The sequence below is a fragment of the Colwellia sp. BRX9-1 genome (assembly GCF_014077195.1).
Classification (GTDB): domain Bacteria; phylum Pseudomonadota; class Gammaproteobacteria; order Enterobacterales; family Alteromonadaceae; genus Colwellia_A.
Genome location: NZ_JACGVM010000006.1, coordinates 44,957 through 68,805, shown reverse-complemented (window position 1 = coordinate 68,805; position 23,849 = coordinate 44,957). Strand labels below are relative to the sequence as shown.

The window sequence follows — 23,849 nt, the reverse complement described above, 5'->3', positions numbered from 1 at the left end:
TAAATATTTATTATTGTCTAAAAGAATAGACTATATATGCGATTTTATTAAGAATTTTAGGCTATTGCGAGGAATATTTTACTATTTATGGTGATTAATTATTTACAGCGGCTTGTCAAAATTACTGAGAGTAATTGTTTATTCACTTGTTATAAATAGAAAATGACCTTTCGGTCATTTTCTTGTTTATTTATGCAGGTTTAACGTATTAACCTTATTTCTTATTAGGCCATAAAAAAGCAGCAATAGCAGGTAGGACCAGTACTGCAGCGATCATATTCACCAAAAACATGAAGGTTAAGAGTATTCCCATATCGACTTGAAATTTCAAATCTGACCAAAACCAGGTTGAAACGCCAATCGCTAAAGTAACACCCGTTATTAAGACTGCACTGCCTCGCTCTTTCAAAGCGAGTAAATAAGCTTCTTGAACTTGGTAACCCTCACGTAATTTTATACTCATCGTTGATAAGATATAAATACCGTAATCAACACCAATACCAACACCTAAAGCAATAACCGGAAGTGTAGAAACCGTTAGGCCAATATCAAGTGCGGTCATTAACCATTGCGCTAACGTTGACACGACATAAAGCGGCACGATAACGACAATCGTGGCACGCACACTTCTAAAGCTAATGAAACACAATAAAGTTACCGCGCCGTAAACGTAAAGCATCATCGGCGTTTGTGCTTCAGCAACAGCTTCATTAGTCGCTGCCATAACACCAACAGGGCCAGAGGCAAGTTTAAACTTAACCTCGTCTGTTTCTAATGCCTGAGTAACAACTTTTACTTTATCAACAACTCGATTAATAGTTTCAGCTTTGTGATCTTCTAAGAAAAGAATCACGGGCATAACGCTACAATCACTGTTCAATAGACCACTTGTTGAAGGTATTCGGGCAATTGATTGCACTAATGTTTGTTGGTTGCGAGATAGAACACGCCATCTAGCATTACCTTCGTTATAACCAGCATTAACAATTTTAGCTACTGACGCTAAACTGATTGCTGATTGCACACCAACCGTATTTTCCATCTGCCATTGAAAGGTATCTATTAAATCCATTGTCTCGTAAAAAGTACATGAATCAGCAGGGCTTTCAACGATCACTGACATATAATCAACACTGATGGCATAACGGTCAGTAATTAAAAAAGTGTCTTGATTATAACGTGATGTCTCATGCAAAGATGGAGCGCCCGCATGAAGCTCTCCTATTTTCATGTCTTGTGAATAATAGTATCCAGCAGCATATAAAACAGCGGTTATAACAAGTATAACTGTTGCAATTCGCTTGGTAGCAAACGAAGACATTACATCCCAAACAGTGACTTTGTTCTTATCTGCAATTTCAGGCTCAACTTTAGGGACATGAATAAAAGAAACCAATAAAGGGAGTAAAATTAAATTGGTTAAAATAATCATAGCAACACCCAGAGATGCAGTAATAGCCAATTCACGAATAATACCGATATCAATAGAAAGTAACGTTAAGAAACCGACCGTATCAGACAGCAAGGCGATACCGCCTGGTATCAACAACAAGCGAAAGCTCATTTGTGCGGCTTCTTTGGATGTTGCTCCCTTACTAACCAGTTTGGAGACCGAGTTAATCATTTGTACACCATGGCTGACACCAATGGCAAACACTAAAAACGGCACTAGAATCGACATCGGATCGAGTCCAAACCCTAAGGTAGATAACATACCTAACTGCCAAACAACGGCAACCAGCGAACATGCTATCGGTAAAAGGGTTAGAGAAATAGAACGACAAAACCAAAAAACCATCAGCGTGGTAATAACAATCGCAATGGCAAAGAAAGCAACAACGCCTTTAGCGCCCTCAGCAACATCGCCAACCATCTTACTAAAACCAATAATATGGATGCTGATATTATCTTTTTCGAATTTTCCTCTAATTTGTTGCTCAAGTTGCTCAGCAATAACAAGTGTATCTAAGCGTGCCCCTGTTTGTGGGTCTGTATCCATTAAGGACGCTTTAACCATGGCACAACTGTAATCGTCGGCAACAATACTACCAACGATACCTGCTTTCTCAATATTGGCTTTAACAACAGCTAAACCTTGTGAATCAGGCTGAAAATTTGCCGGGATAACCGGACCACCAGCAAAACCGTCTTCAACAATTTCAACAAAACGGGTGCTCGGTGAATATAATGATTTAACTTGAATACGGTCAACACCAGGAATGAAAAATAACTGATCATGAACACCTTTTAGCGCGCCAAAGAAAGATTCATTAAAAATATCTCCTTCTGTGTCACAAACTGAGATAAGCACGTTATTAGCGCCACCAAAGTTTTCTCGATATTCAAGATAGGTTTTCATGTAGGTATGATTAAGGGGAATGTGCTTTTCAAAAGCCGCATCAAGCTTTATTTGGCTCGCTTGAAAAACAAGAAAAATACTGGCTAGTACGAAAGCAACAAGCACCATGACTCTTTTACGGAACATAGTGGCTTCGATAACATTAATAAGGGATTCTATTTTCATTTAATTTACTTCATCTGCTTCAGTGGAATTGGCGGTAAGCGTATTTATCGATTTACTTTTATTTTAACTTAGTCAGTGCAATGACTTTAAGACCAACTTCAGAAACGATGACTAACTGGTTATTAAACCAAACACCGCTAATTAACGCTTTGCCGTCAGCTTGAATATTTAAAGAGAAGCTAGCGCCATCATCGTCACTTTTTAAAATAACACCATTATTTCCTAAGACAAAAATACTACCGTTATCACCGAGCACTATCGAATTTAATAAGGCTTGGGTATTGGAATTAATATGTTGCCAAGGCGTGCCACTTTTTAAACTGCGAAAAATATTACCGCGCAAACCAACAACTAATAAATTTCCTTGCTGAGTGCGAGCAATGTCATTAAATGAACCTTGATATATTTTATCAAACGGCAACCATTTTTCGGCAAAATCATTGCTTTTAGCAATTAAACCTACTTCACCCACCATATAAAGCGTACGACCGTCTTTAAAAATACTATTGAAGTGGGCAAGTATACTGCCTTGTTCATCTAAATAAGCCTCTTCATCTTGTTCTTTTAATTCTTCTAAGTAAGCGAGGTCTTCAGGGAATAGAAATTCACCATGAAATTCAAATGTCCAATTTTCACCGCCATCACTGGTGCGGTATTGCTGACCGTATGCGCCTATCGCTATACCTTCATTTTTATCTTTGAAAATAATATCGAGTAAAGGTTTTTGCTTAACGGGTAAGTATTGTTGTACTTGCCAGTTTTCGCCGCCATCACTAGAAAACAATATAGTGGCGTCATGTCCAACAGCCCAACCATGAGTAGCATCAATAAAATATACTGCCGTTAGGGTTGAACGAACGGGAACGTTAGCTTGACGCCATATAATTGCGTCGTTTGAAAGTAAAATATGACCACGTTCACCTACAGCGACAAGCTGCTTATCGTTGATTTTAAAAATATCAAGCATAAGTGATTTACTGGCTAAAGGTGCTTGCATAGCAGGAAGTTGCTGTGAAAAAGCATTAAGGAAGAATAAAGCGCTAAAAAGGAAAGCCAACAGACGTTGCATAAAGAAGAATTCTCATTCGTTAATAATTAAAGTGTTACTTTTATCATATCATCCATGACATTGTTAAAGTTTCTTATCTTGTAAAGTATAACGGCTGACCGTTGTCAGCCGTTATAAATGTTTAAAACCTAGCGGTTATCTGCGCCCTTCACGTCTTAATGCAGAAGAAGTAAATGATATATCATCTAACTCAGCTGAAAAGTCATACATTTTAGCTTCATTATCTAAGCCCATTGCTATGTAGCGACGAGACTGTAAATCATGGAACACTTCAAGTGTAGACCATTGTGTAGGAACTTCGTAATAATTCAAACCATGGGCAACACCAACACGATATAACTCGTCACGGTTATCGTAAATATCGGTTACCGCAATTTGCCAGCTATCTTCATCAATAAAGAAAACACGTTTTTTGTAAGTATGGCGTGTATCTGATTTTAAGTTAGCTTCGACAACCCATACACGATGTTTTTCATAACGAACATGTTCTGGGTTAATGTGGCCTGGCATTAAAATATCCGCATATTTTAATGAGTCGCTGTGTAAACGATAATCATTGTAAGGGATCAATAATTCCTGTTTCCCTTTTAATGTCCAGTTGTAACGGTTTGGTGCGCCGTTAAACATGTCGAAATCATCTGTGGTACGTAATCCATCAGACGCTGTACCTGGCGTGTCATAAGCAACATTTGGTGCACGGCGAACACGACGTTGTCCGGTGTTGTATGTCCAAGCTTGGCGTGGTGTTTGTATTTGGTTCATTGTTTCATGAACTAATAATGCGGTACCCGCTAAACGTGCTGGTTCAGTTACTTTTTGCTTAAACTTAAACAAAATATTTGTTTCTTTAAGTTTATCTGCTGAAGCACCTTTAACCCCATATGGGATCATAAGCTGATCGTCAAAACCTAAATAAGTATAATCACCAGAAGCGGTCGGAGCTGCTTGACCCCCTTCTCGTGTTAAAGATTCACCACGATAACGTAAAATGTGATTCCAAATAGCTTCTAAGCCATCTTTTGGTACCGGAAATGGGATACCAACAGCCGCGTTAACAATACCATTACCGCCTTCAACTAATTCTGTACGTCCGGCATTATCAATACTTGCTTGATAAACATGCTCAGGGTAAGAAGCTGAACGTCTTGATTGGTAAACATTCATTTTATAAGTATCAGGGTATGTTTCAAATAACTTGACCTGACCCGGCGTTAACATGGCTTTATATTCACCCACGTTAGCGGCAGTGATCGTGTATTTTACTTTGTCGGTAGAAAATGGGTCTATATGGTGATCACCAACGGTATAGCCAGCAGGAACAGAAGTAATACCACCGTTCCATGCAGGAATAGAACCGTCTTTATTGGCCGCACGCACTGCGCCAATCGGTGTTAGTTCTTTACTTAACTTTGCGACCTCAGTCGATGAAACTTTAGCTAAAGTTGCTGTTGACACAATAGCCAAACTTACTGCAACTGAGGCTAATGTTAATTTTTTTAGTGAATTTTTCATAATATTGCTCATTAACTTAGCCCTTATATAGAATATTTAATGCTGAATGAAATGTAATCGCGGTCTGCTATTTGATTGGTTGTACCTACGCCATCCCAAAAACCGTTATAGTTAATGTCTGCTGACCAGCGACTTTGGTAATTAAAGTTAATACCTAAAGCGACAGACTTACGTTTTTCAACAAATAAGAATAATGGATCTGGTGTGGTACCTTTAACATCATGAGAGAAAACCACACGTGGTGAAATGTTAATACCAGCGATAACGTTATTAAAGTCTAACTTAGCAATTGCACGGTAACCCCAAGCAAATGCGTCTGGGAACGGGTTAGTTTCAACACCGTCCTGAACTGCCATTTCTAAACCTTCTTTACCGGCAATGCCACCGTTACGTGCAGTACCTGGACCATTTAATCGTAATACGTCTTGGTCAGGCATGTCTTGCAGGTTAATACCACCCACTTCAACTAATGTTGTTAACTGGCTGGCACCAAATGAAGGACCCCAAAGATGCGTTAGCGTTGTTTGTGCTTGCAAAGTATCCGATAGAACAAAACCATCAGCATGTTCGCCGCCCTGGAATATTGGCATTTGAGAAATACCATCAAGCTCAGTGCGACCTTGATCATTCGCTAGTTGCTGTGGCATCGCCGCAAACAATAACTCAACATCATCAATTTGCAACGGTTCATCTTGGCGGTAAGTAATTTCACCGGCAACAGAAGTTGTGCCTAAAACGGTGTTAAAGCTCATTGCATAAACTTTAATGTCTTCTACGTAATCAAGTTCTACACGAGAGAAGGCTTTCAAATTTGTATAATTTTCTTCAGTAATAGCGCCTGAAAGTAACATACCAATATCATGACCAATAGCTTCATTACTAAAATCAGCAGTAACACCAGCAAATATTGGGCGACGGCTATGGTAATTCATGTGGTAAAGACTGATTTCGGTGTCGTTGAATTCAGGTAAAAACCATGATAAACGAAGACCATACTGGCCACCATCTTCAGGTTCATTTTCTGCATCAGCTTGACGAAGTGTAACCTTCGTTGGAAAAGCGCCTAAATAAGCTGCGCCGATACTTTCAGCAGGAACAGCGCCAGCAGCAATAGCACCACTAAGGGTATTTAGACCTTCAATAAGATAATCTAAGTCCATATCAGGGTTACTAGCAAAGCCTAACTGAACATTATTAAATTGACCACCGTCACCGGCAAAGTCATTAGTTGAGAAGTAGCTACCAGGTGCTGGTAACACTGTTTTTTCCCAGTTGTACTGGTAGAAGGCTTCAATATTGAAATTCTCAGAAACACCAAGTGAACCCCAAATTGCACCGAAAGGAATAAAGGCTTCTTTCAATTCTGAACCAGGAGCACGAAGACGAGCGATATCAACAGGGTTTAACTCACTAATACCGTGAGAGATTAAAGTACTTTCACCCCAGCTGATCACTTGTTGGCCGACACGAACAGAAAGCGGCATGTCACCTACAACGAAATCACCATAAACGAAAGCATCAAGTAATCTTACGTCATTACATATTTGATCACTTGCTTCACCGTCACGACAAGGATCGTTTCTAACCTCTGATAAAGGATTAGTCCACGCTCGGTCGCCGTCACTCATTTCAAAATCATAGAAATACATGCCACGAACGAACAAACCAAAGTTTTCATAACGAACTTCTAATTCGTGCGAACCTTTGATTATCTGAGAAAAGCTATCACCGGCGTTATAGTTAAGGTTAGCGTTATCACCATTGGTTGAATAACCGCCTTTTCCATTCCATACCGTTGCTGGATCAGGATTTGGATTTAATGATGGGTGATAATTACTAAAATCAAAACCATTATTTAAATTGTTTGATTTACCAACATTATCATTCCAGTTGCGATCTTCTACACGCCAACTTTGACCGTAACTAAACGTTGAATCAAAAGTAACGTCGAAGTTGCCTAATGTAAAATTCTCTGCTTGTGCTTGGCTTACTGTCGCTAAACAAACAAGCGCAGCGGTTATACTGGCAGCTAAAGGTTTTTTATAAAACCGATTGCGAGGGCTATATTTCATTTATTCTCTCCCCAGAGCGTGTAGATTATATTTTATTTTTATCATCGCTACTTACTATTTGAAATAAGTGGTCTAAAACAATAATTGCATCATTTTATCAATGGTGCAAGAGGTAAAAACAATTGATAATACCCTGTGTTTTAATGACTTCTAATCAATAAAAAGCGAATCAGACACTAGCGTTTTAAACAAGCGTTTAAAACAAAAAATTCTTCATATAGATTTTAACAAGTAGTTACTTGTATTAAGTGTTACAGCGAAACAGGCCAATAGCCTTCAAACACATTAAATGGTCCGACCACTGTTTAAAGCTAATACTCTAATCATGCCATTTTTGTCACAGATAAAAATTTATTATTTTCAGTTTCTAGACAAAAAAGCCCCTTAATACCTGTAGATAATAAATATTTTCGCATATGCATTGCCGGAAATTGTACCCGCACTCCTTGAGTTGTAGTAACAACCATCTGCTGAGCTTTACCTTCATAATAAGGGAAAAACTCAGCAGTGGTCATATTTATTGAAAAGAAATATTTCATAAAAGAGTTAGCTCGCTAAGGCCGCATCAAGTTTTTCTTTTAAGTCTTTTGATAAGTTTTTAAGTGTAGTCAACTTCTCTAATTCTGCGCGCATCAATTCCTGTCTAGATAAATCAAAAGATCTAAATTGAATTAAAGGCGTAATGAGCCTTGAAGCCACCTGTGGGTTTATTTCATTCAACAAAGCGATTTGCTCTGCGAGAAACCGATAACCCTGGCCTGACTGACAGTGAAAATAACGCGGATTATTAACGCTGAAGCTACCCACTAATGAACGTGCCCGATTTGGATTCTTTAAGCTAAATAACGGGTGAGTTAATAAGTTACCCAATGAAGTAAAAATATCTTCGCTACATTGTTGAGCCGCAAGACTAAACCACTTATCCATGACTAATGCTGTACTCTGCCATTTTTTTTCAAAATGCTGTAACTGCCCTGCTAAGTCAGCTGAGTTGTTTTCAGCTGAGCAGACTAATGCTGCCAAAGTATCAGTCATGTTATCTGACGATTGATATTGTTCTACTACCTTGCTCTTTTGATGCTCAAGTAAAGAGAGGTAAGACAAACAAACATTTTTTAGTGCGCGTTGGCCAACTTCTTCACCGTCATATTTATAGGCAAAAGATTTATTGGCAGTAAAGGCTTTCTCAAAACTAGCGGTTAAGCCGGTCACTAAAAATAACTTCACTGCGGCAATAGCATTAACTACTTTGATGGGATCAACCTGAGCTATTTCTGCGACAACTTCGTCAAAGCTAGGCAATGATAATTGTTCGGCTTTAAAGGAATTATCGGTATTTGCGTCAAAAATAGCTTGATAAGTCGTTAATAAACTCTGTGGCAGAACAAAGCTACTGTCATCGACTAGCGCTTTAATATAATTCAACATCAATTGCTGACCAGCGTCCCAACGACAAAACTCATCATCGGCAAAAGCCATAATGGTTGCCAGCTCTTTATCTGTTTGCTTAATCGTAAGCTTCACCGGCGCTGAAAAATCTGCCAATATCGCTAGCACAGGTTTATCAGCAAGATTGTCAAAGGTCCATGTTTGCTGCGCAGTGGTTAACTCAAGTAACTCACGTCGGATCACTTTATTGTTTTCGATAAGTTCAATAGCAACAGGGATATGTAATGCTTTACCCTCGCTACCGTCTTTTTGATTTGGATTTTTCTGGGTTAAGGTTAATTGATACTGTCCCTTTGAATAAAGCTCATTTACAGATAATGTCGGCGTACCCGACTGATAGTACCAGCCTTTAAATAAATCAAGGTCAACACCCGAGGCATCTGACATCGCATTAATAAAGTCATCACAGGTCACGGCCATACCATCGAAGCGAGCAAAATATAAGTCCATGCCTTTTCTAAACTTAACTTCTCCTAATAAGGTGTTAATCATGCGGATGACTTCAGCACCTTTTTCATAAACGGTTAAGGTATAAAAATTATTCATCTCTAGTACTTTTTCAGGACGAATAGGATGAGCCATAGGTCCGGCATCTTCAGCGAACTGTTTTGAACGCAGCAATCTCACATTTTTAATACGGTTTACTGCAGCACTGTGCATATCAGCGCTAAACTGCTGATCGCGAAATACTGTTAAACCTTCTTTTAGACTTAACTGGAACCAATCGCGGCAAGTTACCCGATTACCCGTCCAGTTGTGAAAATATTCATGACCGATCACAGCTTCAATATTAAAGAAATCAGTATCGGTGGCACTCTCATTATCTGCTAAAACAAATTTCGAATTAAAAACATTTAAGCCTTTATTTTCCATCGCCCCCATATTGAAGAAGTCGACGGCTACAATCATGTAGATATCGAGGTCATAAACTAAACCAAAGGTTTCTTCATCCCAAAGCATCGATTTTTTTAGTGATGCCATAGAATGGTGAGCTTTAGGTAAGTTACCTTTATCCACAAATATCTCTATTGCCACATCGCGTTTATCTTGGGTGGTAAAGGTATCAACAAGTAAGTCAAAATCACCAGCAACAAGAGCAAATAAATAACAAGGTTTTGGATGAGGGTCATGCCAACAAGTAAAATGTTTCCCTTGCGGTAAATCACCCGCTGCAGTTTTATTGCCATTTGATAACAAATAAGGGTAACGCTTTTTATCAGCAATGACTTTGGTTGAAAAGGTCGACATCACATCAGGACGATCTAGGTAATAGGTTATACGTCTAAAGCCCTCGGCCTCACATTGTGTACAAAAAGCGCCGCCCGACTTAAATAAGCCTTCGAGTGAGGTGTTATTAAGTGGGTCAATTTCAGTCACTATAGTTAGTGTAAATTCATCAGCGCTAATATCTAGGGTTAACTGTGTGTCACTGACCTGATAATAACTTTCAGGCAAGTCTTGATGATCAATTTGCAGTGAAATAAGTTTCAATTGCTCGCCATCAAGCACTAATTGCTTAGCCTCTTTATTTTCACGTTTAATCGCCATAGTGCTGGTTACTATGGTTGCCGTGTCAGCAAGTTCAAAGGTCAGATCGACGGTGGTAATAGAAAAATTTGAAACTTGGTAATCAGATAAATAGCGCGCGGTAAAGTCAGTCATGAGCGTTTCCTTTTTGAAAATATAAAGCCTGTAAAAACAGGCTTTATATTAAGTCGATATGAAGCGTAAATAAAGGATGAATATCCTCTTTTTATCGCAATGTTCTTTGATGTTAGCTCTTTATCGCTTCGTCACTGTTTGTTGCTAACATTTTAATTTTAAAACCGGTGTAACCATAAACGATGGCAAGCACCGGGTTAATTAAATTAAAAAAGCAATAAAAAATATAATCGTATGATGTTAATGCCAACGCGCCAAACATAAAGGCACCACAAGTGTTCCATGGAATTAACGGTGAAGTAATAGTGCCTGAATCTTCTAACGTACGACTTAATAGTGTTGGATGAAAACCTCGGCGTTTGAATTCAGCTTTAAACATACGACCAGGCATAACTATCGCCATATATTGATCGGCTGTTATTAAGTTAGTACCAATACAAGTTGCAACAGTGCTGGCGATTAAGCTTCCCGTTGATTTAGCTGTTGAGAGAATGGCTTTAACAAATTTATTTAGCATACCTAAATGCTCTAACACGGCACCAAAACTTAAGGCACACATTACCAACCAAATTGTGTTTAGCATACTCGACATACCGCCACGACTAAGCAATTCATCAATTTGTTTGTTGCCGGTGTTAACCACTACGCCATCAAAAAATGCTGTCCAAACCACGGTTATATATGCTTTAACGCCACTAACACCTTCTGCAGCCATGTTTAAAATAAGCTCTTGCTGAAAAACTAACGCCCAAACAGCGCCAATTAAAGCGCCAATCGCCACAGCAGGAAATGCCGGTACTTTTTTGAAGGCTAAATAAAGTAAGATAAAAAGTGGGATAAGATTAAATATAGAAATATTATAAGTTGCATCTAGTGTGGTCAGCAAGGCATCAATACTTGTGGTGTCTCCAGTTACATTTGAAGAGTGATCAAAGCCAATAATAAGAAACAGCACCAAGGCTATGCTAATAGAAGGTATGGTGGTCCATAACATATATCGAATATGTTCAAATAATTCACTGCCTGCTACTGCAGGAGCAAGGTTAGTCGTTTCAGATAACGGCGATAATTTATCACCAAAATAAGCACCTGAAATAACAGCTCCCGCCGTAACCGCAGTCGACATTTCAAAACCGTTCGCAATGCCAATAAAGGCAACACCGACCGTTGCCGCTGTAGTCCAAGAACTGCCAATACTCATTGCGACAATACCACAAACTAAACAGGCAGCGGCGTAGAACCAACTAGGGTCAATAATTTGTAAGCCATAATAAACCATCGTAGGCACAGTACCAGACAGTAGCCAAGTTCCTATTAATGAGCCAACTGCTAACAGTATTAAAATTGCCCCCAAAGAAATAGAAATACCACCGACAATTGACTTCTCAATCGACTGCCACGTATAACCATTCTTGATACCAATAACAATCGCTATACCCATAGCGAGTAATAAAGCAATTTGATTTGGACCATAAGAGGAGTTGTCAGCAAAATACCAAACGGCTGTTGTTAACATAACAACTAATGCAAAAATAGGAATTAACGCATCTAGCATGCTCGGTTCTTTGTGGGTGTTGATTACTACGGGTTGATTGTCTTTTTCTGGCTCTGTCATGTGCGATGCCGACCTTAAGTTTTTTATAGTTATAATTTTTAATGTTTATATCGTTTTTATTAACGAGTTATATTATTTTTCATTAGGAAAAATAGTACAACGCTAATCAAATTGATATTAATCACAAACCCCTAAAAGTCAGGGTAACGCATATAGGCTAATCTATAGAAGAAATTGAGTTTAGCTTTTTTCTTACATAAAAGCCGCAATTAAGCGGCTTTTTTGGGTGGGTAATCATTATTTTTTAGCGACTTTACCCAGCGAGATTAAATCAAAAGTTATCTTAGCCGTTTCATCTAAAAATGGATCCAATTCTTCTAACTCATCAGGTAAGTCTTCAAGTGATTTCACTTTTTCTTTACCCATAACAACTAATCGTTCATTAACACGAATAAGTTGCTTCGCTTTTCGTTCTTCGCGTTTTGCTTTACGTTCATCTAACTTAAGGGAAATAGTTTTATCGTCTTTCTCTTTTTGATAAACCGCAATATCATCAAGTAAGTAGTTAAACTCACGATTGCCTTTAACACGCTCACTATGCAGTGAAGTGAGGTACGTTAAGTCAGCCGATAAGTTACCTAAAGCTTGATATTTTGCCTTAGGGATTTGATCCCAAGGTAGTGCATTTTTCTCTCGACTTTCTCCCCAGTCTTCTGGGTCAACAGCCGTTGGAAAAGAAATATCGGGTAAAACACCTCTATGCTGAGTACTACCACCATTGATACGGTAAAACTTAGCGATGGTAAATTGAATACTACCTAATGGATTGTCATAAAGGTCATAAACTCGCCCTAGTCCACGATGTTGCTGAACAGTACCTTTACCAAAGGTATGTTCGCCTACGATTACCCCACGACCATAATCTTGAATCGCTGCGGCAAAAATTTCAGAAGCAGAAGCACTGTATCTGTCAACCATCACGGTTAATGAGCCATCATAAGAACTGACTCCATCATCATCACTATTAACTTGTACTCGGTTTGCACCATCACGTATCTGGACAACGGGGCCTTTATCAATAAATAAACCCGTTAATAATGTTGCTTCACGTAATGAACCACCGCCATTACCACGTAAATCAATAATAATACCAGCGACTTGTTCAGCTTTAAGTTTATCGAGTTCTTTGTTCACATCGCGCGATAAATTATTATAAAAACTAGGTATAGTGATAATGCCTAATTTTTTAGACTTTTCATCACCTTTAGTTTCAAAATACACTTCAGACTTTGCCGCTCTGTCTTCAAGGACTATTTTATCACGAACAATCGTAACAACTTTAATAACGGCATCATCTTCCGCTTCCGCTGGTAAAATTTGCAAACGAACTTTGGTGCCCTTAGGTCCTTTAATGAGATCTACAACATCATCTAAACGCCAACCGATAACATCTTCAAATTTATCATCGTCTTGCGCAACACCGACGATTCGGTCTTTAGGTTTTACTTCGTTTGATTTGTCTGCCGGTCCACCGGGAACAACGCTATTGATAACCGTATAGTCTTCTTCAGCTCTAAGTACCGCACCAATCCCTTCAAGAGACAGATTCATGTCCATTTGAAATTTTTCAGCATTTCTTGGTGATAAATAAGAGGTGTGAGGTTCAACAACGCGAGCAAAGCTATTCATGACGACTTGGAAAACATCTTCACTTTCACTTTGTTTTAATCTTTTAATCGCATAACGATAGCGTTTGCCTAAAACTTCTTGCACTTTAGGCCATTCTTTACCCGCTAAGGTTAAATTTAGGGCGTCGTACTTAACTTTTAAGCGCCATAACTCATTTAATTCTGCACTATCTTTTGGCCAATCAGCTTCTTCACGGTCGAAGTTATAAACTTCGTTTACAGTAAAGTCGAAAGGTTCTTTTTCTAAAAGGCTTAATGCATATTCATAACGCTCGGCACGTCTTTGAAGGTTTAAGTTAAATATGTCATAGGCTATATCTAACTTACCACGAGCGATTATTTGATCAAATTCAAGACGATGCTTTTGAAAGTCTTCTATATCGGTCGCTAAAAAAACATTTCGAGCATAATCAAGTTGTTTTATATAACGGTCAAATATTTTTTCAGAGAGCGCATCATCCATGTCAACTTTCGAGTAATGGGCTCGAGTAAACTGCGCAGTAACGCGTTTACTCGATGCAGCATGCTGGCTTTCAGGAGCCAATATGGGTAGCGATTCTACCTTATCAAGATTTTCGACAGCAAAGATGTTCATTGCTGATAGCGACAAAGAAACGGCAATTGCGATACGACAAATTTTTAGCATGCCCAAAACACTCCAATTTATTCAGTAAATATATTTTTAATTTGTGTCTTAACAACCATTCCTGAATTTAATTGTACACTCACATCTTTACCAGCAACTTCAGTGATAACAGCGTTCATAGGCGAGTTGCCTAATTTAACTTTAACGCTTTTACCAACAACGACTGCGCTGTCTTCAACAGGAACAAGTTTAACTTCTGCTTTAGTATGCGTCGATTTAGTTGATTTTACCGACTTAAACTTAGCTTGTTTTTCTTGCTTTGCTTCTAGGTTGTGAGCAGACGGTTTTGCTTCAGTAGGATTGTCTGACTTATTAAGCTTAGATCCTTTATAAGGCTTTTTGCTTGCTTTGTCGTGTTTGTTTTTGTTACCAAATTTGTCTTGGCTTTCTTTTAGTGTCTTACTGGCATAGTCAGCTTGCTCTTGATCTATCTCAGCAGAGTCATTGCCATCGATATCAACACGAAAGTTACCCAACTTAACCGCTTTCAAATAACGCCAGCTGCTAGTGTAATGTCTTAATGCTTGACGTAAGCGAGTTTTACTTACAGTGCCATCTTCCGCTAAATTTACAGACAAATCTTGAAAGATGCCGATTTTAAGCGCTTTAGCTGGACCATCAACAGAGAAACACTTTGGAAATTTATCCGCTAAATAAGCAATAATTTCTTTTGTGCTTAACCGTTTAACTTCAGTTTCTTGCTCTGCTGCTACTGGTGTTTGTTGTGCAACGTCAGTATCAACTGCAACGTCAGTAGTTACTTCAGTTTCAGTATTACTCATTTCTGTTTTGCTCACTTCGTTTACTATTTTAGTGTCCATAAATACAACTTTTTAAAAATTCTTAAATCTAAGAGGTTAAATCTTGAAGGTACTGTTCACGGTTATCCAACAAATGTTGGCACCAGTCATAAATATCTTCACTATCTATGTCAGGTAGTGATTCTTGGCAAATCCAAGTGTCCCAAACCAAAGATAATAATTGCGCTAATATCTCTGGTTCAATATCTTCTTCGGCTAAATCATAAATCAGATGATAAATTTCATTTATTCGTTCGGCAACGAATTCTTCTTGGCCATCCCAGTCACCGACAATACTTTCGCTAACGAGATAATCATGAATAACGATAATTTCTTTCATTAGTTTAACACGCCATGCTTGATGATCATATTTTCAAATAAATTAATTATTGCTTCCAAACCTTGTTGATCAATTTCATCAAAATGATCATAGGCTGTGCTATCTATATCAAGGACAGCAATAATATTGTCACCGACTTTTACCGGAATAACAATTTCTGAATTACTACTTGCATCGCAAGCAATGTGACCATCAAAAGAATGAACATCGGCAATACGCTGTGTGGTGCTTTGGCTAACTGCTGTGCCACAGACCCCTGTGCCAACAGGAATACGAATACAAGCCACTTTACCCTGAAAAGGCCCTAAAACTAGTTCATTATCAATTAAACGATAAAATCCAACCCAGTTTACTTGTGACAAGTGCTCAAAAAGTAAGGCGCTGATATTTGCCATGTTAGCAATAATATCAGGTTCATCGCTGATTAAGGCATCAACTTGTTGGTAAAGTTCTTGATATAAATCATTTTTATTCATAAATACCGGTATTCTTATGTTTATCAAAGATAAGTGATGGTCAAAAAACGCATAACATAACCCGATAACCCGCGAAGTTAAAGCAATTATTACAGATTTTATGCACTTTTAACTTATATTGCTGCAAATTAGCTTAACTGCCGCTTTATTTCTCGGTTTTTATAGCAAAAGTAACATTCACTTGAGCAACAACATTACTTTCTGCTACTTGTGAATTAAAACCGCCGTTACTTCTACCTGCCACACCATAAGTGTTTGGTGTGTGATAAGCAGACTCAGTCAAATTTGAAATCTTACCTAAGGTAACGCCCATTTGCTTGGCAATAGTGATGGCTTTTTGGTGCGCATTTTTTAAGGCATTGATCAGCGCTTGTTGATACAAAGCTTCATCGTTTATTATTGAAGTTTGCAAAGCAGAAATGCGATTAACACCGATTTTTACAACATTATCGAGTAATTGGTCATAGCGCGAAAAATCGCTAAAAGTCACTTTTATGGTACGAGAGACTTCAAAGTAAACTTTTTCTTGCTGAGCCGCTGAGTTATCTGCTAATTGATGACTATTAATAACCGCTTTCGTGTTGCTTTTTTCGAACTCTCCTTGATTAGGCAACTTCTGATGAACGATTATCGCTGGCACATCAGCCGGTATTTCATAGCGGGGAATTAATTCTAATCGAGCGGATTCAATAGCAGACTCAGCAATGCCAATTGATAAATACATCTGGGTCACTAACTGGCTTTTGTGGTCAACCAAGGCTTTAGCTTTGCTGGCAACATTGCCGCGTTGGCTAACCGTCACCGTAAAAGTAAACTTGTCAGGCGTTGCACTAACCGACCCTTTACCAATGACTTCAATACCCTGAGTCGTGTATTGCTCTGCTGTGATAGATAATGAAAATAAACTGATCATAATAACGAGTAGGTATTTCATCTTATCCCCAATAGTGAGTTGTTTGTAAAAAGGTACATTAACTATTTTACTTCTGTTGAATAGATTCAACAAATCGTTTTTGTTGTTCTTTATTTGCTTTATGCCACCAAAACTTTAATTTATTTAAAGCATCGTCTGATTTTTTAATATCGCTACTTTGTTTATTATTTTCAGGCGTTTTAGCCAGCTGTTTTTGATGTTCAGCTATTTTTTTAAAGGCTAAGCCCGCTTCAAATTCAGTTAAACTTTGATTATGCACAAATATAGCGTCTTGTTGAACTGAGTTTTCATTAAAAGACTTTATTTCAATGGTCGGGGATTGGGCAAATTCACGTGCGTTAAAGCTGTCAGATATAACGGGGGTGACCATAATGTACTTCTGGTGGACGGTTTCTTTTAAAGTAAATAAAATAACTTGGGGAGCAGACTTTATCGTTACGTGGTCGTCGTCATCATAATTTTCAAAAAGCTCGCTATATTGCACGATTAAAATATTTTCACCGCGCTTTATATCAACGACAGTATTTCGGCTAAAAAAATCACTACTTGCCTTTTCACCATTAACTTTTATCAATTTATAAACATCAGGCACCACCAATTGTGCAGCAACAGCATCGTTAACATTTATAAAACAAAAAAATAAACAAGCTAATAAATTAAAAGACCAAGGTGTCATCAGTAAAACCTACACAAAAAGAATTAACGAAAGCTTAGCTTATCGTTAATTCGTACTATTTGCGATTTAACTTATGATAAATTCTGTTATTAATAAGCGTATTTGAAGTAACTAACGAATAGCCCAGTGCTTGATGTCTTGTTCGGTTAAAAACTGTTCTGCATTTTCGCCCTGCATTTGAGCTAACGTCGCCAATATACCCGCTTGAATGCATTGTGGTGCTGAAACAGTCATTGACCGCGGTGCATGCTCAATTGGCCAACCCGTTTTAGCATTTAGAATATGGCTGTAACGTTGACCGTTTTTCTCTAAAAAGCGCTTTGCATCGCCACTCGTTGCCAGTGCACCTTTAAATAATGAGACGACTATGGTTTTTTTGTCGACAAAACCAGGGTGCTCTACTCCAACTTGCCACGGTTGACCATTTTTTCTTGATGAATTTGTCGCTAAATCGCCACCTAAATTCACCAATACGGGTTGTTGTGTTAATAAATTTATTAAGACTATGGCGCGATCAACTGCATACTCTTTACCAATACCACCGAAATCAATTTCCATATTTATCGGTAAAGTCACTTGGCGATTATCGTATTTTATTTTATGCCAACCCACATTCTCCATGGCCTTTTTAACCGCCAGCGAAGTAGGAATATTGTCAGAGCAATCAAAACACCAGACTTTTCTTAGCACGCCTGAGGTTATATCAAATATCCCATCGCTAAGTTGGTAACAAGTATCGGCAAAGTTTAATAAAGCAAAAGTCTCATCGTCAATAGCGATGGGCTTACCCTGACTTTGATTTATCTGGCTACAAAGGCTATCGGAGTTGTAACGGCTATACTTGTCTTCAATGCGCCAAACTTCTGTACTGACTTGTTCACCAAGCTGTTTGGCAAGCGCGGGGTCCGAGGTTTCAATAATCACCTCACACAGACTGGCCATAGCATCAAATTGAATACAGAATCCGTCTGAGCGTTTGGCCAGTTTTATTTCTCTAAGTTTATTCAATTGTCACCTTGATAAAAAGATAAAGCCCCTATTTATGTAATTAAATAAGGGCTTGTATTATTTAGATTATTACTACACTTTAGAACGAATAGCTAACCTGCGCAATTATTGCATCAATGCTTTCATATATATCTATGTTAGCTAAAGCACTAGGCACTTTATGTCCGGCACTTTTTGGGTCTTGGCGATAATATTCAAGTCTAAAAGACAAATCATTACCATCTGCTAACTTCATACCATATTTTAAACCAACCGTATAAGCGGTCATTTCACCAATACGGTAATCGGCACTGGCAAACTCAGGTGTTGCATCATCTTCCATTAAGAAAGGTTGATAAAATTGGGCTGCGCCTTGTTGATAAAAACGTAAATGAGGCTCTAAATAGCTACCGTTACCTAACGGAATATAAAAGCGAGTATCTACCGTATGAGACTTTATATCCCAGTCATCCCACATATACCGATATGACACATCTAAAATAGTTTCATCAAAATGATATTTTGTTTGTGCAAAAACACTTTGTTTGGTCCGTTCATTTGGGCGATTCTCATATAAATAGTCTTGTGCAAGACCTTCGTTATTTAACAAACTTAAGACTTTAAAGGGGTCCGTCAAATAGCCATCAACAACCGAATAGGAATAATTAAACTGTGTGACCATACGTCTATTAATGACTTGGGTAAAACCTACCATAATATCCGAGGTGGTTTTATCATCATCTCTGCCCATTCGAGTAGCATCATGAGCACTTTCGTCTTCGCTGTCATTATAAGCTGACGCCATAGAAGCAAAAGGTTTAGGTAAGCCCCCTTCTGGTGTAAAGGTGTCTTGAAAATGACTTAAACCAAAAGAAATAGTCGAGTTCTTCTTATTAAAGTCATAAGCAATATTGCCATTTACCCCTAAAGACAAGTAATCATATTCTTTTGATAGATGCCCACCGACACTGCCTGTAAAATTAGGTGCTAGTGCTTGCGTCCACTGAGCATTCAGCTGTACACGCGTATCATGAAAAGTGTCATCAAGGGGTGTTTCACCTGCTTTAACTTGATAATCTCCTTTACCAGAGGGTCTTGTAAACGTTTGAACATCGGGCTGAGCAACGGCGCCATTGGCTGAAGCCCCCGTTAATGCATCAACCGTTAACTTCAAATTTAAAATACTATCGTCGCTGTAAGTTTTTTTAGCATTAAAAACAGCTTCTGCTGCTGAAACACGATCAGCCTCACTGTAATATAAAAACGCGGAGTCAAAAGACCAAGTATCTTTATCTGCTGCTACTGATGTTGGGGCAGCACTAACTTGAACACTGCCTAACAAAGCGGTAGTTGCTAAAGTTAACGCAGCCTTGAGGTTCTTTTTATTGATGGTTTTTTTCGATTTACTCTCGTTAATTAATTGCATCCACAACCTCCGCCACCGAAGCTTTTACCGCCGCTTGACGCTTCTTTGCTGAAATAAATATGATCATCAAGTGCCGAATCAATTGGCGAAGATGTTAAGGCCATTTGCTCTTTTGCTAACAGATCACGTTCCCAAGGTTCGACACCTAAACTTGAGCAACCTGATGCCAAAGTTACCGCAGCAAAAACCAGTGAATATTTAAATTTATTGTTCATTGAAAACCTCATTATTCTCTTTATATTATTCGTTAGAGAGCAAGTAACTGTTGAATTTCTTGTTCGTATTGTGAAACTTTGTTGGTAAAAAAACCACTATGTGCGTATTTAATCTCACCTAACTTGTTGATGATCAAACTACTGGGCATCCCCTGAATTTTAAAAAAGCGCGCGAGCTCACCGTTAGGATCATAAATTACCGAAAAGTTTGCTGGGTTCTCTCGTAAAAATTCAGTGGCTAATCTTTGTTCCGTATCGAGGTTAATACTAATAACAGTAAAGCCTTGTGCTTGATGCTCATTCTGCATTTTATTCATCCACGGGAATGATTTACGACAAGGACCGCACCAAGATGACCAAAAATCTACATAAATAACATCACCATGGTGTTGAGCTATTAGGGTATCTAATTGCATTTTAGCTGAACTTTCAGATAGATTATTCGCTTGGGCATGACTCAGTAATGCTAAAGACGTTAGCATCAAAAAGAAAAAAAATTGCAATCTTTTAATAGCCACTCTTGCTGTTAGATAAGGATGTTGTACGTTAAGTATGTTCACTGAAATACCATCAAGAAATATAATTGACGCTATCTTAGTTAAGTTTTCTTAAGGAAAGCTTAAGAAAAATTAAACAAACTTAATAATGACTTTTTAACGGTCGTCGCCAAAAGTTATCACCGCTTTATTTTCCAACCACAAGGGGTATTGGGTCATCACTTTACTGAACATCCGGCTTTGTAAATAGTTATTTAGCCATGCCCTAAGTTTCGGATACGGTGAATGTAAATACCATTGCCGCTCGACTTTTGAAAACTTACGAATAAAAGGCAATAAAGCGATATCGGCCAAACTGTTTTTGTCTGACATAAGAAATTCAGTGAGTTGTAGACGTTGCTCTAAATCGGCTATGTATTTTTCACACGCAGCTCTGTCACTGGCCAGTGAAGTTTCATGATAACGTTTTGCACACTGATATTTATCAAAACATTGTTTAAATTCATCATCAAATGTTGAAATTAACGATAACATTTCCGGTAATAAATCAGGTGTATCACTATGCAGAAGATTATCGGGATCGCTTTTATCTAATGCCCACAGCATAACCTCCAGACTTTCTTCAATAACCCGTGGCTCTCCCGTATCAAGTTCGGTGACTAAAACTGGGACCGTGCCTTTTGGTGATACCGCAATCATTTCATCGGGTTTATCGGTTAATACCAGGTCACGTAATGCAACTGTCTGTTTTGCATAATATATTGCGATTCTTGCGCGCATTGCATAAGGACAGTTTCTTAAGGAATAGAGTACAGGTAACGACGAGTTTGGCTTCATGGGCGTTTATTTATAGAAAATATAAAATAATAAGTTACTTTAACGGTATTCATTAAGGAAATATATCGGTAAAATCGCCACCTTTAAATTTAAGTGAAAATAAGTGACCCCATGGATCAAAAAATAGAGTTATTAGCACCCGGCGGTGATGTCGAAGCAATTAAAGCAGCGATTATTGCTGGAGCCGATGCCGTTTACTGTGGCCTAGATACTTTTAACGCCCGTAATCGTGCGACTAATATCTCCTTTGATCAACTTGTTGGCGTTATTCGTTTAGCTCATCAGTATCAATGTGAAATATTTTTAACCTTGAATGTGGTGATCTTAGAGCGTGAATTTGCTTCACTGGCTAAATTATTAACTAAACTTGCCAACACCACACTTGATGGTGTTATCGTGCAAGATATTGGCATGTTCTATCTGCTTACCCAGCATTTTCCAACCTTAGATATTCACGCATCAACGCAATTAACCACCCATAACGTTGGTCAAATACCTTTTTTGAAAAAACTCGGTGCATCACGAGTGAATTTATCAAGAGAGCTAGATTTACGTGAAATTACCGCAATGGCAGCAGCAGGCAAAGCACACGATACCTTAACAGAAGTTTTTGTGCATGGTTCACTCTGTGTGGCTTTCTCTGGTCTTTGTTATTCAACCTCAGCAAGTGTTGGCAATTCAGGAAATCGTGGTCGTTGTAGCCAAGCTTGTCGTGAAGAATATGAACCAACAGCAACCGGTAATAAATTCCCGTTAAATATAAAAGATAACTCGGCCTTTTTTGATTTACCTGCGCTTATCGAAGCGGGTGTGCATTCCTTTAAAATTGAAGGACGTATAAAAGGTGCAAGCTACGTTCATACTGTTGTTGATAGCTTTCGCAAACAAATTGATGGTTTCCTTAAAACGGGTGAATTACTCGAAGATGGTGAACGCCTTTATAAAGTTTTTAACCGCGACTTCTCCAACGCCTTTTTACGTGGTGATTTAAATCAGTCAATGTTTATTGAAAACCCACGGGATAACTCTAAATACCACGCTGTCGATAAAAGTAATGCAATATCAGTTGTACAAATTCAAGAAGTTGAACAAAAACTTAATGATGAAAAACAGCTGATCAATGCCTCTGTTGACGATAAAATAAAACATTTAACCATTGGAAAAATACCGCTAACACTGGCTATTTCCGGTACATTAGATAAACCACTTACCTTGACCGTAACGACAAAAGAACTTTCTCAACAGCAAGCTTTTGTTGATGCTAAAGACAGCGAGAAAGGGCTTGAGGTTAAAAGTTACGCGCTTAAGTCACAAAGCAACTTAGTAAAAAGTGGCAAACTGAGTATTGACAGAGAAACCCTTGAAAAGCGTTTTAAAAGCTTTAACAATGCCCATTTCGATTTGATTGAAATAATAACCGATGACTTAGAAGATGGCTTAAGCATTCCTTTTAAAGAATTAACGGTATTAAAAAATGAAGCCGCCTTTTTGTTGAATAACTCTAAAGCTGTGTTACCTGAGGTTCAATTACCTAAGTTAGCCAATCACCCTAAACATACCCCGACTGGTGATGCAAAAGCCGAGCTATCAATTCTTATTTGTGATGAAAGTGATGTTGAATTAGCAAAATTAACTTCGGCAGATATTTACTTTAAATTACCCGATGCATATAAACGCGGTTGTACTAAGTATGTCGGTTTTCTTAAAGAAAACCCTCGCTTGATCCCTTGGTTTCCTTCAGTATTAATTGGCAAAGATTACGACGTTGCGGTCAATATTTTACAACAAGTAAAACCACAACTGATTGTAACCAATAACACGGGTATCGCTTATGAAGCGAACCGTTTGGGGATTCAGTGGATAGCAGGGCCTTTCTTAAATACGACTAACTCTTACGCTTTACTTGCAATGCAAGAAGGTTTTGATTGTAAAGGTGCGTTTATTTCTAACGAAATAAACCGTCAACAAATTAGAAATATTGCTCGTCCGGAAAACTTCAAACTTTTCTACAGTATTTACCACCCTATTTTATTGATGGCCAGCCGACAATGTTTCTTCCAACAAAGTGTTGGCTGTGAAAAGCCACGCATTGATAACGGCTGTATGCTGTCGTGTGATAAATCTACCAGTATCACTAACTTGAAAGGTGTTTCGTTTGCTATCGATAAACAAAAAGCCGGCTATCCAAGTATTTATAATCAAGACCAGTTTTTAAATACTGAAATTATTGAAGACCTAAGTGATTTATTTGATGGCTTTATGATTGATCTGACTAACATTGGCTCAGGTGATAAAGAAACACCAGACAAAGCGTTATTAATTAGTCAATTTGAAGCATTACTTAACGGTAATATTAACGTACCTGAGACACTTAATATCATGGTACCTGAATCAACGAACAGCCAATATCATAACGGCTTATAAGATAATCGCGAGCAAATAATACCAAAACGATGCTTATAAAATAACTGCATGTTTATCACC

The 23,849-nt window shown here is 38.2% G+C and carries 19 protein-coding genes; 1 reads left to right on the top strand and 18 read right to left on the bottom strand.

Annotation, left to right across the window (positions count from 1 at the left end):
• Positions 1–214 precede the first annotated feature (214 nt).
• From H4J76_RS07880 to H4J76_RS07795, 18 genes are all read right to left on the bottom strand, one after another.
• On the bottom strand, positions 215–2,524 hold the full coding sequence (locus H4J76_RS07880) for an RND family transporter (RefSeq protein ID WP_182214221.1): 2,310 nt from the start codon (positions 2,522–2,524) through the stop codon (positions 215–217).
• Between the two features lie 58 nt (positions 2,525–2,582).
• A complete protein-coding gene (locus tag H4J76_RS07875; RefSeq protein ID WP_182230379.1) occupies positions 2,583–3,593 on the bottom strand; it encodes a YCF48-related protein in 1,011 nt (336 codons plus the stop codon).
• A gap of 135 nt (positions 3,594–3,728) precedes the next feature.
• Positions 3,729–5,105, bottom strand: a complete 1,377-nt coding sequence (locus H4J76_RS07870; protein WP_182214217.1) for a DUF1329 domain-containing protein — start codon at positions 5,103–5,105, stop codon at positions 3,729–3,731.
• A gap of 23 nt (positions 5,106–5,128) precedes the next feature.
• Complete coding sequence (locus H4J76_RS07865) at positions 5,129–7,177, bottom strand: DUF1302 domain-containing protein (RefSeq protein WP_182230378.1); 2,049 nt, start codon at positions 7,175–7,177, stop codon at positions 5,129–5,131.
• 323 nt (positions 7,178–7,500) lie between these two features.
• The gene (locus tag H4J76_RS07860) at positions 7,501–7,716 is read right to left on the bottom strand and encodes a DUF2835 family protein (protein WP_182170154.1); all 216 of its coding nucleotides are present in this window, start codon (positions 7,714–7,716) and stop codon (positions 7,501–7,503) included.
• A gap of 7 nt (positions 7,717–7,723) precedes the next feature.
• Positions 7,724–10,288 carry an aminopeptidase N gene (gene pepN, locus H4J76_RS07855; RefSeq protein ID WP_182230377.1) on the bottom strand — a complete coding sequence of 855 codons (2,565 nt, stop codon included), beginning with the start codon at positions 10,286–10,288 and terminating at the stop codon, positions 7,724–7,726.
• Between the two features lie 112 nt (positions 10,289–10,400).
• Complete coding sequence (gene nhaC / locus H4J76_RS07850) at positions 10,401–11,903, bottom strand: Na+/H+ antiporter NhaC (protein WP_182230376.1); 1,503 nt, start codon at positions 11,901–11,903, stop codon at positions 10,401–10,403.
• Between the two features lie 237 nt (positions 11,904–12,140).
• Positions 12,141–14,177 carry a carboxy terminal-processing peptidase gene (gene prc / locus H4J76_RS07845; protein ID WP_182214210.1) on the bottom strand — a complete coding sequence of 679 codons (2,037 nt, stop codon included), beginning with the start codon at positions 14,175–14,177 and terminating at the stop codon, positions 12,141–12,143.
• A gap of 17 nt (positions 14,178–14,194) precedes the next feature.
• The gene (gene proQ, locus H4J76_RS07840) at positions 14,195–14,998 is read right to left on the bottom strand and encodes an RNA chaperone ProQ (protein WP_259366774.1); all 804 of its coding nucleotides are present in this window, start codon (positions 14,996–14,998) and stop codon (positions 14,195–14,197) included.
• 28 nt (positions 14,999–15,026) lie between these two features.
• Entirely contained in the window at positions 15,027–15,317 is a 291-nt protein-coding gene (locus tag H4J76_RS07835; RefSeq protein WP_070376584.1) for a hypothetical protein, read from the bottom strand.
• On the bottom strand, positions 15,317–15,793 hold the full coding sequence (locus H4J76_RS07830) for a GAF domain-containing protein (RefSeq protein ID WP_070376583.1): 477 nt from the start codon (positions 15,791–15,793) through the stop codon (positions 15,317–15,319). The genes H4J76_RS07835 and H4J76_RS07830 overlap by 1 nt, the downstream gene beginning before the upstream one ends.
• A gap of 145 nt (positions 15,794–15,938) precedes the next feature.
• On the bottom strand, positions 15,939–16,727 hold the full coding sequence (locus tag H4J76_RS07825; protein ID WP_182230375.1) for an SIMPL domain-containing protein: 789 nt from the start codon (positions 16,725–16,727) through the stop codon (positions 15,939–15,941).
• 46 nt (positions 16,728–16,773) lie between these two features.
• On the bottom strand, positions 16,774–17,403 hold the full coding sequence (locus H4J76_RS07820; RefSeq protein ID WP_182230374.1) for a DUF2057 family protein: 630 nt from the start codon (positions 17,401–17,403) through the stop codon (positions 16,774–16,776).
• Positions 17,404–17,514: 111 nt separating this feature from the next.
• Positions 17,515–18,411, bottom strand: coding sequence for an FAD:protein FMN transferase (locus H4J76_RS07815; RefSeq protein WP_259366382.1), 897 nt, complete (start codon positions 18,409–18,411; stop codon positions 17,515–17,517).
• Positions 18,412–18,490: 79 nt separating this feature from the next.
• Complete coding sequence (locus H4J76_RS07810) at positions 18,491–19,816, bottom strand: DUF3570 domain-containing protein (RefSeq protein WP_182221713.1); 1,326 nt, start codon at positions 19,814–19,816, stop codon at positions 18,491–18,493.
• Positions 19,807–20,031, bottom strand: coding sequence for a DUF4266 domain-containing protein (locus H4J76_RS07805; RefSeq protein WP_070376578.1), 225 nt, complete (start codon positions 20,029–20,031; stop codon positions 19,807–19,809). The genes H4J76_RS07810 and H4J76_RS07805 overlap by 10 nt, the downstream gene beginning before the upstream one ends.
• Positions 20,032–20,063: 32 nt before the next feature.
• Positions 20,064–20,591 (bottom strand): TlpA disulfide reductase family protein, encoded by a 528-nt coding sequence (locus H4J76_RS07800; protein ID WP_310733598.1) that lies wholly within the window; start codon positions 20,589–20,591, stop codon positions 20,064–20,066.
• 93 nt (positions 20,592–20,684) lie between these two features.
• The gene (locus H4J76_RS07795; RefSeq protein ID WP_182221712.1) at positions 20,685–21,365 is read right to left on the bottom strand and encodes a glutathione S-transferase; all 681 of its coding nucleotides are present in this window, start codon (positions 21,363–21,365) and stop codon (positions 20,685–20,687) included.
• Between the two features lie 111 nt (positions 21,366–21,476).
• On the opposite strand from H4J76_RS07795, the gene H4J76_RS07790 reads away from it, so the two are divergent.
• On the top strand, positions 21,477–23,789 hold the full coding sequence (locus tag H4J76_RS07790; RefSeq protein ID WP_182221711.1) for a peptidase U32 family protein: 2,313 nt from the start codon (positions 21,477–21,479) through the stop codon (positions 23,787–23,789).
• The last annotated feature ends 60 nt before the right edge of the window (positions 23,790–23,849 follow it).

Coding starts and splice junctions, on each gene's coding strand:
- H4J76_RS07880 (WP_182214221.1), bottom strand. CDS start 2,524: ATGAAAATAGAATCCCTTATTAATGTTATCGAAGCCACTATGTTCCGT.
- H4J76_RS07875 (WP_182230379.1), bottom strand. CDS start 3,593: ATGCAACGTCTGTTGGCTTTCCTTTTTAGCGCTTTATTCTTCCTTAAT.
- H4J76_RS07870 (WP_182214217.1), bottom strand. CDS start 5,105: ATGAAAAATTCACTAAAAAAATTAACATTAGCCTCAGTTGCAGTAAGT.
- H4J76_RS07865 (WP_182230378.1), bottom strand. CDS start 7,177: ATGAAATATAGCCCTCGCAATCGGTTTTATAAAAAACCTTTAGCTGCC.
- H4J76_RS07860 (WP_182170154.1), bottom strand. CDS start 7,716: ATGAAATATTTCTTTTCAATAAATATGACCACTGCTGAGTTTTTCCCT.
- pepN (WP_182230377.1), bottom strand. CDS start 10,288: ATGACTGACTTTACCGCGCGCTATTTATCTGATTACCAAGTTTCAAAT.
- nhaC (WP_182230376.1), bottom strand. CDS start 11,903: ATGACAGAGCCAGAAAAAGACAATCAACCCGTAGTAATCAACACCCAC.
- prc (WP_182214210.1), bottom strand. CDS start 14,177: ATGCTAAAAATTTGTCGTATCGCAATTGCCGTTTCTTTGTCGCTATCA.
- proQ (WP_259366774.1), bottom strand. CDS start 14,998: ATGGACACTAAAATAGTAAACGAAGTGAGCAAAACAGAAATGAGTAAT.
- H4J76_RS07835 (WP_070376584.1), bottom strand. CDS start 15,317: ATGAAAGAAATTATCGTTATTCATGATTATCTCGTTAGCGAAAGTATT.
- H4J76_RS07830 (WP_070376583.1), bottom strand. CDS start 15,793: ATGAATAAAAATGATTTATATCAAGAACTTTACCAACAAGTTGATGCC.
- H4J76_RS07825 (WP_182230375.1), bottom strand. CDS start 16,727: ATGAAATACCTACTCGTTATTATGATCAGTTTATTTTCATTATCTATC.
- H4J76_RS07820 (WP_182230374.1), bottom strand. CDS start 17,403: ATGACACCTTGGTCTTTTAATTTATTAGCTTGTTTATTTTTTTGTTTT.
- H4J76_RS07810 (WP_182221713.1), bottom strand. CDS start 19,816: ATGCAATTAATTAACGAGAGTAAATCGAAAAAAACCATCAATAAAAAG.
- H4J76_RS07805 (WP_070376578.1), bottom strand. CDS start 20,031: ATGAACAATAAATTTAAATATTCACTGGTTTTTGCTGCGGTAACTTTG.
- H4J76_RS07795 (WP_182221712.1), bottom strand. CDS start 21,365: ATGAAGCCAAACTCGTCGTTACCTGTACTCTATTCCTTAAGAAACTGT.
- H4J76_RS07790 (WP_182221711.1), top strand. CDS start 21,477: ATGGATCAAAAAATAGAGTTATTAGCACCCGGCGGTGATGTCGAAGCA.